We start from the raw sequence: 13,191 nt of genomic DNA, 5'->3' as shown, positions 1-13,191 counted from the left end.
GCACCGAAAAGCGCAGTTTCCTGCGCTTTTCCAGACTTTTGTTTTGGTCACATTCCCGAATGCAGAGCTCTCTCAAGCGCTGCAAATGGGATCAGTTGGAAGCGACCTGATAGGCCTTTGGCAGATCAAGATCGGCATATTCTTCCTTGGCACCTTCAAGCCAGGCGTCATAGGCCTCCTGGCTCACCACCTTGACGGTGATTGGCATATAGGCATGTTCCTTGCCGCACAGCTCGGAGCACTGGCCAAAGTAAACACCTTCTTCGGTGGCTTCGAACCACAGTTCTGCCAGGCGCCCGGGAACCGCATCCTGCTTCACGCCAAAGGCGGGAATGGTCCAGGAGTGGATCACGTCGGCCGCAGTCACCTGCATGACGATGACCTTGTTGACCGGAACCACAACGGCAGTGTCGGTGGCCAGCAGGAACTCGTCTTCGTTGTAACCTGCATCGACCAGCTTGGCGCGCATCGCATCATCCAGCACGAAAGGCGTCACATCAGCATCAGCAGCCCGGCTGCTCTCGTCGGTGGTTGCGGTGTTGCCGATCATGTAGCTGTCGAAACCGAATTCGTGGTCGACATATTCATAGCCCCAGTACCACTGGTATCCGGTAACCTTGATGGTGATGTCGCCTTCGGGAATTTCCTGCTGGCGGAACAGTTCCGGCAGCGAGAAAGAACCGATGAACACCAGGATCAGGATCGGGATCAGGGTCCAGGCGATCTCTACCGGTGTGTGGTGCGTAAAGCTGGCTGAATTTGGATTTGCGCGTTTGTTGAACCGCACAATTGCATAGAGCATCAGCCCCGCCACGAAAATGCAGACGGCTGTGATGATGATGAGAATCATCCAATCCAGTTTGTGGATGCCCTCCGCCAGTTCCGTCGCCGCCGGCTGGAAGTTCAGGCCGCCATCCGTCGGCTTGCCAATAGACTCCAAACCTTCTTGCGCCATGGCTGGAAGGCTGGAAAGGCCAGCAAAAAGGCCCGAAAGCATCAAAGCATTCTTCATATCATGTCCTGATCGTTAGTGATCGCATTGTTTGCGGCACCGGATCACGCCCTCCAGAATCAATGATTCCACAAAACGCGCCAACCCCGTTGTCTTTGACGCTGCTTAAAATCATATTCAGGCGTACAGATAAAGAGGCAGGCAAGCGTCAAAGCGTCGCTTTCTTGATTTAGATCAAAAAAACCCGAGGTCCGTGACATGGAAAACTCAGCCTTTCGACCCTTTGAGACCGCCCTCCCCGAGGATGAAGCCCTGCCAATCCTGCAGGCCACTCTGTCCGGAGCAGAGGATGGCGAGATCTTTGCCGAGCGCCGCAAATCCGAAACCCTGGTGCTTGATGACGGGCGGTTGCGCAGCGCCAGCTATGACGCCTCAGAAGGCTTTGGATTAAGGGCCGTGAACCAGGATGTAGCCGGCTATGCCCATTCCACCGAGGTCTCGATCGCGGCGCTGAAACGGGCCAGCGAAACCGCCCGGCTGGCCGTGGGTGCTGGCGGCGGAACCTATGCCGACCCACCCAAACCGACCAATTTGAAACTCTATACAGATGACGATCCCATCGGCGCCCTGCCCTTCCCGGTCAAGGTTGAGACCCTGCGGGAGATTGATGCCTTCGCACGTGATCTGGATCAAAGAGTCGTACAGGTCTCAGCCTCGCTTGCGGCGTCGCTGCAAGAGGTCGAGATCCTGCGCGCCGACGGCGTGCGGGTCCGCGATGTGCGCCCGATGACGCGGCTGAATGTCTCGGTGATCGTGGAACAGGACGGACGCCGCGAAAGCGGCTCTGCCGGCGGCGGCGGTCGCGTTGGCCTGGACGGGTTGATCGACCCGCGCGCCTGGCAGGAAAAGGCAAAGGAAGCTCTGCGTATCGCTCTGGTTAATCTAGAGGCTGTGCCTGCCCCGGCCGGCCCGATGGAAGTGGTGCTTGGCCCCGGCTGGCCCGGCATCCTGCTGCACGAGGCGATCGGCCATGGGCTGGAAGGTGATTTCAACCGAAAGGGCTCTTCTGCCTTTGCAGGCCTCATGGGGCAGCGCATTGCCGCCCCCGGCGTCACCGTTCTGGATGATGGCACCATCGCCGACCGGCGCGGCTCGATCACCGTGGATGACGAAGGCACGCCCAGCCAAAAAACCACCCTGATCGAAGACGGCATCCTGGTGGGGTTCATGCAGGACCGACAGAACGCGCGCCTCATGGGGGTTGATCCCACCGGTAATGGGCGGCGGGAAAGCTATGCCCATGCGCCAATGCCGCGTATGACCAATACCTATATGCTGGGGGGCGACAGCGATCCCGGCGATCTGGTCGCGGGGATCAAGGATGGCATCTGGGCTGTCGGATTTGGCGGCGGCCAGGTCGATATCACCAATGGCAAGTTCGTCTTTTCCTGCACCGAGGCCTACCGGGTTGAAAACGGCAAGGTAGGAGCCCCAGTTAAGGGCGCAACCCTGATCGGTGACGGCGCGACGGCCCTTAAACAGATCCGCGCCCTTGGCAATGACATGGAACTGGATCCCGGAATGGGCAACTGCGGCAAAGCCGGACAATGGGTGCCGGTTGGCGTCGGCCAACCCAGTGTGCTGATGGATGGGCTGACTGTTGGCGGTTCCGCAACCTGAAGCAGCAGACCTTAGGAAGCAGATCAGGGGCCCGGAATCGTCTCCCGCCTCTGGTCTCGCCTGGCTCCAGAAGATCTCGAAAACATGTCTCTGAACTGAGCATTTAACACGGAACGCGGCCCTCTGGGCCGCGTTTTATCGCTTCTTTTACGTCGCACCTCTACAATAATGCGACATAATACAGCTTCACCCTCCCCAGTTTTACTGAACATTATCAAAGGACTGAATGGCCCTACCACAGAACTTAAGGGACTGATTTCCCTTTATTGAAAAACTTTGGAAAATTTTCGGCCATTCACCACCTGTTAACTCTTTCTGGGGTATTTCTAATTCTGCAAACAGGCGGAGCCAAGGATGACCGAGGAAGCACACTCTTCCACTCACCCCCCACTCCCACCCACCACGGAAGATCTTTGGTATTCAAGGCTCCGTCTGTTGCGTTCTCGACGCGTTGGTCCGGTAACCTTTCACCGCCTGCTCGAGGAATACGGTTCAGCGCAGAACGCGCTGGAAGCGCTGCCAAAAATGGCACGCACCGCCGGAATGTCAGGATATGAAATATGTCCTGTGCGCGCGGTAGACTCCGAAGTCAAACTCGCAAAAGCCGCCAAAGCGCGGCTTTTGTGCTTTGACGACCCTCTATATCCCAAGGCCCTTGGACAGATCGCCAATGCCCCGCCTCTGCTCTGGGCAATCGGTAACCTTGATCTGCTCAGGCGTCCGATGATTGCCATTGTCGGGGCGCGCAACGCCTCGTCGCTGGGCACCCGTATGGCCCGGGCCCTGGCACGGGATCTCGGGGCACAGGGCTATACCATAGTCTCCGGCCTCGCTCGCGGCATCGATACAGCCGCCCATCTCGCCGCTGTCCAAACTGGCACCATCGCCGTGGTAGCAGGCGGCTGTGATGTGATCTACCCGGCCGAAAACACCGGGCTTGCCGAAGACATCATGTCCCAGGGCCTTTGCCTGTCGGAGCAGCCCATGGGGTTGTCCCCACAGGCGCGCCATTTCCCCAAACGCAACCGCATCATCGCCGGGCTTGCCCAGGCGGTTATCGTGGTCGAGGCCGCCGGGAGATCCGGCAGCCTGATCACCGCCCGCGACGCGCTTGATATGGGCCGCGAGGTTCTGGCGGTCCCGGGCCATCCGTTTGACGGACGGGCGGCTGGCTGCAACATGCTGATACGCGACGGAGCCCAGCTGATACGCGGCGCCGAAGATGTCATTGCAGCGCTGCCACCCTTTGATGCCAGCGCTGTCACCGGCACCCTCGACATAGCAGCAGACCCGCCACTCACCGACCGGACCGGCGCAACGCGGCGCATTTCTGCAGGACACGCAACAGAGCCTTCGTCCCGGCAGTATTCTGCATCACAACCGCAGGTCGCGCTGCCAAATCCACCCCCAGAGCAGCGGAGCCTGCGCGAAACCGCCGCACTGCACCAACAAATCCTGGACCGGCTAGGCCCCAGTCCCACCGCCGCAGATCAGCTGATGCGAGAACTGGATGTCGCGCCCCCGCGTTTTGCGCCAGTGGTCACCGAATTGGAACTGGACGGCAAGATTGACCGGCTTCCGGGCGGGCTATTGGTCCGCAACCAGCGCAATGACCCGCAGGATTGACGCCCAGGATTGACGCGCCGCTTTCAGACCACACCCCGGACTGTTGGTTCTCGGCAAACGAGCTGCGCCAGACAACAGACCGTCGATGGGTTTCGACATGCCGCAACAGGCAAATCTTTCGCAAATCATCTGAAGAACTGCCCATTCCCGGGATGAAAACAAGTGTTGCATTTGCCGCCTCCATTGCTGCCGGATTGACATTCCCCCCTTGCGCCGCTGATCTAGCGCGGCCATAGAACGATAAATTGCGTACCCAAGAGGCTTAAGAAATACATGCCAGTTGTTGTTGTCGAATCCCCAGCCAAAGCCAAAACAATCAATAAGTATCTGGGCTCCGATTACACGGTTCTCGCCTCTTATGGGCATGTGCGCGACCTGCCAGCAAAAAACGGATCGGTCGACACCGACCATGATTTCGAGATGACATGGGAGGTCGGCAATGACAGTCGCAAGCATGTCAAAGCCATTGCCGACGCCCTAAAAGAAGACAACGAACTGATCCTCGCGACTGACCCCGATCGCGAAGGCGAGGCGATCAGCTGGCACCTGCAACAGGCACTGACCAAGCGCCGTTCGATCAAGAAGGACACGCCCGTGAGCCGGGTGACCTTCAACGCGATCACCAAGGAAGCCGTGACCGAAGCCATGCGCAATCCGCGTCAGGTGGATATGCCGCTGGTCGAAGCCTATCTGGCGCGCCGCGCACTGGACTACCTCGTGGGGTTCAACCTGTCGCCGGTTCTGTGGCGCAAGTTGCCCGGTGCCCGCTCTGCTGGCCGTGTGCAGTCGGTCTGCCTGCGCTTGATCGTAGAGCGTGAGATGGAGATCGAAGCTTTCAATCCGCAGGAATACTGGTCAGTCAAAGCCAGCCTTGCGACCCCGCGCGGACAAGAGTTCGAGGCACGTCTGACGGTTCTGGGCGGCGACAAGCTGGACAAATACAGCCTGGCCAATTCCACCGCAGCCGAACTGGCGGTGCAGGCCGTCGCCAGCCGCAATCTGACGGCTAAATCGGTTGAGGCAAAACCAGCCTCACGCAATCCTTCCGCGCCTTTCATGACTTCGACCCTGCAACAGGAAGCCAGCCGCAAGTTCGGCATGGGGGCCAAGCAATGCATGAACGCAGCCCAGCGTCTGTATGAAGCCGGTCTCATCACCTATATGCGTACCGATGGCATCGACATGGCGCCCGAAGCAGTCCAGGAAGCCCGCGCCGAAATCGAGACCCGCTATGGTGCCGAATATGTGCCAAGCTCGCCCCGGATCTACAAGAATAAGGCCAAGAACGCCCAAGAGGCGCACGAATGTATCCGCCCGACAGAGATGAGCCGCGATGCAAAAAGCCTCAAGGTCTCTGAGGACGAACAGCGCAAGCTCTATGATCTGATCTGGAAGCGCACCCTCGCCTGTCAGATGGAAGGCGCACGCCTTGAGCGCACCACGGTCGATTTGGGATCGGATGATGGCCAGGTGGTGCTACGCGCCACAGGGCAAGTGATGCTGTTTGACGGCTTCCTGCGGGTCTATGAAGAGGGCCGCGATGATGTTGTGGATGAGGACGACAAGCGCCTGCCACAAATCATGCAGGGTGAGGCGATGAAGTTTGCCTCCTCGCTGGCGCCACAGGCCGAAAAAGCCGGGGCCGAGGCTTCGCTGTTGTCGGAAAATGCCGCCGTTCTGGGTCTGCAGCACCACACCCAGCCGCCGCCCCGCTTTACCGAGGCCACGCTGGTCAAACGGATGGAAGAGCTGGGCATTGGTCGTCCCTCGACCTATGCCAGCGTCATCACCACCATCCAGGACCGTGAATATGTCCGCAAGGACAAGAACCGCCTCTTCCCCGAAGACAAAGGGCGGATCGTTACGATCTTTTTGCTGAACTTTTTCCGCACCTACGTGGGCTATGAGTTCACCGCCAACCTTGAGGCCGAGCTGGATGATGTCAGCGCCGGAGAGCGCGACTACAAAGATATCCTGAGCAAATTCTGGCGCGATTTCTCCGCCGCAATTTCCGAGACCTCAGATCTGCGTATTTCCGAAGTGCTGGATGTGCTCGATGACGCCCTGGCACCACAACTCTATCCGCCCCGCGAAGATGGCTCGGACCCGCGTGTCTGCCCCAAATGCGGTGTCGGCCAGCTGCACCTGAAGACCTCGCGCACCGGCGGCTTTGTTGGCTGCGGCAATTATCCCGAATGCACCTATACCCGCCCGATTGCGGGCGAAGGGGCCGATGGCGAAGAAAAACTGCTGGGCACCGATGGCGAAGATGAGATCTGGCTAAAAGATGGCCGCTACGGCCCCTATGTGCAGCGCGGTGAGCCAACACCCGAAAATAAAAAGCCCAAGCGCAGTTCCTTGCCACAGACCCGCCATGGCGGCTGGTCCAAGGAACAGACGACGCTGGAGCAGGCGCTGCAGCTGCTCAGCCTGCCGCGTCACGTTGGTGACCATCCCGAAGGCGGGCGCATCAGTGCCAACCTCGGTCGGTTCGGCCCCTATATCATGCACAAGCTGCCGGATGCCGAAAAGCCGACCTATGTAAATCTCAAGCAATGGCACGAGATGTTTGAGATCGGCATGAACCATGCGGTTGAGCTTTTGGCGGAAAAGCGCGCCAATCCGGGTCGTCGGGGCGGTCAGGCCGCAGCCAAGCCCCTGAAAGAGCTGGGCGAGCATCCCGAAAGCGGTGGCGCCATCAACATCATGGACGGTCGTTACGGCCCCTATATCAAGTGGGAGAAGGTGAACGCCACCCTGCCCAAAGACACCGAACCAGCAGATGTCACCGTAGAGATGGCACTGAAGCTGATTGCAGAAAAAGCAGGCAAAACCGGCGCCAAGAAAAAGGCTCCGGCAAAAAAAGCCGCTGCCAAAAAACCGGCCGCAAAAAAGAAAGCGCCCGCCAAAAAATCTGCGGCGAAGAAAACTGCTGCAAGCAAAACAGCCGAAGACGAATAGCAAGCCAACACGCGGCTTGATGGTACTGGCGGAGCTGAGAGAGCTGAACGTGGAGCTCCCGCCCGTCTCGGGTGATCCAATGGATCCCCCTCCCCCGTTGGGCCCAGCGCCGCGCCTTTGGCGCGGCGCTGTCACGTTTTGATCAACGCGTGCGCTTTAAAAATTTCGTGCCATCGCTTCAATGCGATGAAGCGCCGTGCTTCGCACGGCGCCCGGCCCAAGGCTTTTTGGTGTTTTGAATTTCAAGACATCCACAAAGGGGCGGGAGCCCCCCCCTTTCCTGTTCTCTCGCGCTCCGTAGTAATACGCTCTCGGCTCCGTATTATTGACTCTGCGCGGCCCCAGGGCCAGAACCATGTCCAACTGGCAGTTGACGGGAGAACTCCATGAAAAAGGTCTATTCCAACGCCGCTGAAGCCCTGGACGGGTTGCTTCACGACGGCATGTTCATTGCGGCAGGCGGCTTTGGCCTCTGCGGCATCCCCGAGCTTTTGCTCGAAGCGATCAAGGAGGCAGGCACCAAGAATTTGACCTTTGCCTCCAACAACGCAGGCGTTGACGACTTTGGGATCGGCATTCTGCTGCAGACCAAACAGGTCAAAAAGATGATCTCTTCCTACGTGGGCGAGAACGCCGAATTCATGCGGCAGTATCTGTCGGGTGAGCTGGAGCTGGAATTCAACCCGCAAGGCACCCTGGCCGAGCGCATGCGCGCCGGTGGCGCTGGTATCCCTGGCTTCTTTACCAAAACCGGTGTTGGCACCGTGATTGCCGAAGGCAAAATGGAAAAGCAGTTTCCTACTGGTGCAGACGGCGCCATGGAAGACTACATCATGGAAGAGGGCATCTTTGCTGATCTCGCCATCGTCAAGGCCTGGAAAGCGGACGAGACCGGCAACCTGGTGTTCCGCAAGACTGCGCGCAACTTCAACGCACCTGCCGCCACCTGCGGCAAGGTCTGCATCGTCGAGGTCGAGGAAATCGTGCCCACAGGCTCGCTTGATCCCGACAGTATCCACCTGCCCGGCATCTATGTACATCGCATCATCAAAGGTGATCACGAAAAACGCATTGAACAGCGCACCGTGCGCCAGAAGGAGGCGTAACCATGGCTTGGGATCGCAATCAAATGGCGGCGCGCGCCGCACAGGAACTGCAAGACGGCTGGTATGTGAACCTGGGCATCGGCATTCCGACGCTGGTTTCCAACTACATCCCAGAAGGCGTCGAAGTGACGCTTCAGTCGGAGAACGGCATGTTGGGCATGGGCCCCTTCCCCATTGAGGGTGAAGAAGACGCTGATCTGATCAATGCTGGGAAGCAAACGATCACCGAGCTGCCACAGACCGCCTATTTCGATTCTGCGCAGAGCTTTGCGATGATCCGCGGTGGTAAGATCGCCATGGCGATTCTGGGCGCGATGGAAGTGGCCGAGAACGGCGACCTCGCCAACTGGATGATTCCCGGCAAGCTGGTCAAAGGCATGGGCGGCGCAATGGATCTGGTGGCTGGCGTTGGCCGCGTGGTCGTGGTCATGGATCACACCAACAAACACGGCGACAGCAAGGTGCTGAAGGAATGCACCCTGCCGCTGACCGGCCAAAAGGTCGTCGACCGCATCATCACCAACCTGGGTGTGCTGGACGTGGTCGAGGGCGGGTTGAAAATCGTCGAATGCGCAGATGGTGTCTCCGAAGAAGAGCTGCGCGCTGCCACTCAGGCAACCCTCGTAGACTAAGCCCTTAAGGGCGATGCACATGCGTCACTCCAAAGCGGCCCGCCTTCATTTTCGAAGGTGGGCCGCATTTCTTTTGATCCTGCACTCGGATCATTGGCAATGATTTCTCGCAAGGCCCGTCTCAACCCTTGAGTGAGAGATGCCGACAATAATCTCACTTTCAGTACATTTCGGGACTGCAGCGCAGCTGGGGCGGCACAATTTGTGAACCTTTTTTGACGGCATAAAGTCGCTGTGAACACAATGTAGGCATAAATAACTTGCCAAGCGGCACAGGTAGTTTATCCGAAAGCCCATACACAAACGAGCACGGCAGGCGCATGACAGATAGCAATGACCTTCCCAAATCGCAGTCCACTGCGCGGTCTTCCCGCGACTGGGTGAAGATTTTGGCGCAATACCGCGAGCCCAATGAGCTGCGCAGCAGCTTTGAGCTGGGCGTAAGCGCCATACCCTTTATCCTGCTTTGGGCGCTGGCCTGGTACGCTCTGTCGATCAGCTACTGGCTGGCCTTCGGCATCTCGGTCGTCAACGCGGCCTTCCTGTTGCGTCTGTTCACCATCCAGCACGATTGTGGTCATGGTGCTTTTTTCAAAAACCGCATGTTGAGCGATTGGGTAGGCCGGATCCTTGGAGTGGTCACGCTGACCCCCTATGACGTCTGGCGCCGCACCCACTCTGAACATCACAGTGCTGCGGGCAATCTTGATAAGCGCGGCATGGGTGATGTGCACACGCTCACCGTGGCAGAATATCAGGCCCTGTCGACATTCGGAAAAATTCACTACCGGATCTACCGCAGCCCGGTGACACTGTTCGGCCTCGGCCCAAGCTATCTGTTCCTGCTGCAAAACCGTATTCCGCTGGGTCTGATGAACAGCGCGCGCTATTGGACCAGCGCTATGGGGACCAACCTGACGCTGTTGCTGATCCTTGGCGCGATCTGGTACTTTGGCGGCTTGCTGCCGCTGCTGCTGATCTTTCTGCCCTCGACGATTTTGGCGGCCACCGCCGGTGTCTGGCTGTTCTATGTACAGCATCAGTTTGAGACCACGCATTGGGAAAACGCCGACGACTGGCAGCTGCATGATGCCGCTCTGAACGGCAGCTCCTATTACGTTCTGCCCAAAGTCCTGCAGTGGTTCACCGCAAATATCGGCATCCATCAGGTACATCACCTTTACAGCCGAATTCCCTTTTACCGCCTGACCGAAGTGATCCGCGATCACTCCGAACTGGCGATGAAGAACCGGCTGACCGTCCGTGAAAGCCTGTCCTGCGCCCGGCTGCACCTCTGGGATGAGAACAGCAAACGCCTACTGTCTTTCTCTCAGGCGCGCGCGCTATACGGCTGAGCCGAAGCACCTTACAAACTGATGAAACGAAAAAAGAGGGCTGATTTCAGCCCTCTTTTCTTTTTCCGCATTCATTTCATTCGCCGCGCTCGAATCTGTTACTACACGCGGCTGTCAGGTAGCGTATCCAGCAACACAGGCGGCGCTGAGATACAGGCGGATGTGGTCAGCAGTGTCATCGCAGGCGCCCGAAGCGCGCCATGGCTCATTTCAGCTGACGAAAGACACAGCCATCCGTGATCAGCTCCGGCGGCGTCATGCACAGCCCGCGCGCCACCTGATACGCCGCCAGCACCTTGGGGACGTAGTCGCGGGTCTCGGCATAGGGCGGCACGCCACTGTGATCCCGTACGGCCCCTTCGCCCGCATTGTAGCCTGCCAGTGCCAGAACCGCATCATCAGAGAATTTCTCCATCAGCCAATCCAGATATTTTATACCGCCTGCAATGTTCTGTTCTGCGACCAGGGCATCCGTAACTCCAAACCGCGTGGCCGTATCCGGCATCAGCTGCATCAGCCCCGTGGCCCCCGCAGAACTTACCACGTCACTTTTTCCGGCGGATTCCACCGCAATCACCGCCAGAACCAAAGCAGGCGACACACGGGTACCTGCGCTGGACAGCAAAATTGTCACCGCCTGCTGCTGAACAATGTCCTGCATCACCTGCAGCCGGGGGGCTGCGACCGGGTTTGTTGCTGTACGCAGCGCCAGCAGCGCTTCATCCAGACGGTGTGCGCCGGTGGTGGCCTCCTGCGCTGAGGGCACACGATCCCAGAACCAGCCATACTGTCCAACAGCCGTTGCATCCCCCTGCGCCCCTACCTGCGTATCCGTGACGATCTGTGACGCGGTCGCAGGCTGCTGCTCTTTGATCTGAACCGTGATCCGTGGCGGGGTACCAGCCTTTGGCGCCGAGATCCGCTTGGCCTCAAAACTCGGAAATGGGCGCGGTGCAGTCGGCGTTGAGGCCTCCGGGACCGCAATCGCCTGCTGGGCACGGGAATCGCCCGCTCCAAAGGTCATTCCAAGCGTCGCAAAAAGAAAAAGCGAACCGATATGGGACTGAAAGTGCATTTTTCGCGCGGGCCTTGTCGATTTTCACCTGAGAGACTCGCCGATCCGGGCGGCAAAATCCAGCTATAGCGCCTGAAATCTGGCACAATCGCCATAATTGCTAACCGGCACCCGGTCAAATTTACCTTCGTTGACAAAAAGTAAACTTTTATATCGCGTCATTTCAGAAGCTTAGCCCACCTCCTTATGAGAAGTTAAAATTGGGCGGTAATTTCCAGAATCCGGCCCAATTCCTGCCACGCTCTACCGGCTATATGTACTCATCCAAGCGACACAGGGTCGGTGAGAGAGAGAGACAGACCCTGAACAGACGTCGCCGGGAAACTTAAAAACCTTAGAGATCCTTTGGAGGGACTACACTATGATCAAATTCATCAAAAACTTCCGCAAAGACGACTCCGGCGCCGTGACTGTTGACTGGGTTGTTCTGACCGCTGCTGTTTGTGCCCTGGCTGGCGCAGCTTACACCTCGATCCAGAGTGGTGCATCAGACCTGACCGGTAAGACCGAAACATACCTCGGCACCAAAGGCCCAGTTGATCCTGCATAAGTCGCAGACTAGATCTTCGTAAGTTGTTGGGCCGCGCCTTTAAGCCAAGGGCGCGGCCTTTTTCCCAAGCCAGATACGAGCGAGGGCCAAAATGAAAAAAATTTGGGCATTTATCGCCAGTGACGATGGCGCTGTAACTGTCGACTGGGTGGTTCTTACTGCTGCGATGGCAGGATTGGCCGCCTTGATTTCATCACAGATGCAGGATGGTGTTTTGGGGCTCACGAATGCCTTGGTCTCCTATATGTCGAACTGGGACTTCAGCTGACCCACAGGGGTCTGACACGCCAGAAGGCCGCAATATTGTCACTGTATGAATAGTCAATCTACCGGCTCCGCCATCAGGTGGGGTCGGCCTTAGCTACAAGAGGTCACACAATGCGCGCAGTATTCGGACTAGTCCTGATTGTCGGGGTCGCCCTCGCCGGCGGCGCGGTGATGATGGCGAAAAACTATATCTCGGCCTATCAGAATGAACTGGAACGCGAACGTGCGAACCGCGGAGATGTCATTCCGACCACCGAGGTTTTTGTCGCGGCGAAACAGCTAAAATACGGCGAACGCCTGACCAAGGAAACCATCCGCAAGGTGCTTTGGCCAACGGCTTCGGTCCCGGAGGGGGCCTTCACGACGCTGGATGCCCTGTTCCCCCCAGCTCAGCCTGATGATCTGCGGGTGGTGCTGCGCACCATGGAGAAAGACGAGGCAGTTCTGGCAGTCAAGGTGACCAATCCTGGCAAAGATGCCGGTATCACATCACAGCTGCAACCAGGCATGCGCGCCTTTGCCATCAAAGTGGATGTGTCATCTGGCGTTTCCGGCTTCCTGCGCCCCGGCGATCACGTTGATGTCTACTGGACGGGCGCCTTACAAGGGTCGGACCAGCGCGGACGGCAAGAGATTACCCGTCTCATTGAGCCCAGCATCGAACTGATCGCAGTCGATCAGAGCGCCAGCACCGACATAAATGGTGCCACGATCGCACGCACCGTTACCGTTGCTGTGCACCCGGCGCAGGTCGCAGCCCTGGCACAAGCCCAGACCACGGGCCGCTTGTCGCTCTCCCTGGTCGGTGCCGGCGATGACACCATCGCTTCGGTTATCGAAGTGGACCAACGCAAGCTTTTGGGTCTGGGCGCATTGCAAGCTCCTGATCAGGTCGAACAGAAACGCGTCTGCACCATTCGCACCCGTCGCGGCGCCGAGGTGGTAGAAATTCCGATCCCCTGTACCAACTGATAACCTGATATCAGA

General features: G+C 58.2%; 11 protein-coding genes. 9 read left to right on the top strand and 2 right to left on the bottom strand.

Annotation, left to right across the window (positions count from 1 at the left end):
• Window positions 1-91: 91 nt before the first annotated feature.
• Entirely contained in the window at window positions 92-1,012 is a 921-nt protein-coding gene (gene coxB, locus PH5382_RS07630) for a cytochrome c oxidase subunit II (protein WP_058333767.1), read from the bottom strand.
• A 198-nt stretch (window positions 1,013-1,210) separates the two neighbouring features.
• On the opposite strand from coxB, the gene tldD reads away from it, so the two are divergent.
• The 6 genes from tldD (at window position 1,211) to PH5382_RS07600 (ending at window position 10,312) form a co-directional block, all read left to right on the top strand.
• The gene (tldD, locus tag PH5382_RS07625) at window positions 1,211-2,632 is read left to right on the top strand and encodes a metalloprotease TldD (RefSeq protein ID WP_058333766.1); all 1,422 of its coding nucleotides are present in this window, start codon (window positions 1,211-1,213) and stop codon (window positions 2,630-2,632) included.
• Between the two features lie 354 nt (window positions 2,633-2,986).
• Complete coding sequence (gene dprA, locus PH5382_RS07620) at window positions 2,987-4,258, top strand: DNA-processing protein DprA (protein WP_058333765.1); 1,272 nt, start codon at window positions 2,987-2,989, stop codon at window positions 4,256-4,258.
• A 273-nt stretch (window positions 4,259-4,531) separates the two neighbouring features.
• Window positions 4,532-7,219: a type I DNA topoisomerase gene (gene topA, locus PH5382_RS07615; protein WP_058333764.1), complete on the top strand. Its 2,688-nt coding sequence runs from the start codon at window positions 4,532-4,534 to the stop codon at window positions 7,217-7,219.
• A gap of 386 nt (window positions 7,220-7,605) precedes the next feature.
• On the top strand, window positions 7,606-8,325 hold the full coding sequence (locus tag PH5382_RS07610; RefSeq protein ID WP_058333763.1) for a CoA transferase subunit A: 720 nt from the start codon (window positions 7,606-7,608) through the stop codon (window positions 8,323-8,325).
• A gap of 2 nt (window positions 8,326-8,327) precedes the next feature.
• The gene (locus PH5382_RS07605) at window positions 8,328-8,957 is read left to right on the top strand and encodes a 3-oxoacid CoA-transferase subunit B (RefSeq protein ID WP_058333762.1); all 630 of its coding nucleotides are present in this window, start codon (window positions 8,328-8,330) and stop codon (window positions 8,955-8,957) included.
• A gap of 320 nt (window positions 8,958-9,277) precedes the next feature.
• Window positions 9,278-10,312, top strand: coding sequence for a fatty acid desaturase (locus tag PH5382_RS07600; protein WP_058333761.1), 1,035 nt, complete (start codon window positions 9,278-9,280; stop codon window positions 10,310-10,312).
• Window positions 10,313-10,517: 205 nt separating this feature from the next.
• Here the strand turns inward: PH5382_RS07600 and PH5382_RS07595 are convergent, their stop codons facing one another.
• A complete protein-coding gene (locus PH5382_RS07595) occupies window positions 10,518-11,336 on the bottom strand; it encodes a lytic transglycosylase domain-containing protein (protein ID WP_231751821.1) in 819 nt (272 codons plus the stop codon).
• Between the two features lie 412 nt (window positions 11,337-11,748).
• On the opposite strand from PH5382_RS07595, the gene PH5382_RS07590 reads away from it, so the two are divergent.
• The 3 genes from PH5382_RS07590 to cpaB all read left to right on the top strand — a co-directional run bounded on the left by PH5382_RS07590 (window position 11,749) and on the right by cpaB (window position 13,176).
• On the top strand, window positions 11,749-11,937 hold the full coding sequence (locus tag PH5382_RS07590) for a hypothetical protein (RefSeq protein WP_058333760.1): 189 nt from the start codon (window positions 11,749-11,751) through the stop codon (window positions 11,935-11,937).
• 91 nt (window positions 11,938-12,028) lie between these two features.
• Window positions 12,029-12,205 carry a hypothetical protein gene (locus PH5382_RS19975; protein ID WP_197410015.1) on the top strand — a complete coding sequence of 59 codons (177 nt, stop codon included), beginning with the start codon at window positions 12,029-12,031 and terminating at the stop codon, window positions 12,203-12,205.
• A gap of 110 nt (window positions 12,206-12,315) precedes the next feature.
• Window positions 12,316-13,176, top strand: a complete 861-nt coding sequence (gene cpaB / locus PH5382_RS07585) for a Flp pilus assembly protein CpaB (protein ID WP_058333759.1) — start codon at window positions 12,316-12,318, stop codon at window positions 13,174-13,176.
• Window positions 13,177-13,191: the final 15 nt, after the last annotated feature.

Source organism: Phaeobacter sp. CECT 5382 (genome assembly GCF_001457775.1).
In the GTDB taxonomy this organism is placed as follows: Bacteria; Pseudomonadota; Alphaproteobacteria; order Rhodobacterales; family Rhodobacteraceae; genus Pseudophaeobacter.
The sequence above is the reverse complement of the archived record's forward strand: the minus strand, read 5'-3'. Positions and strand labels throughout refer to the sequence as shown.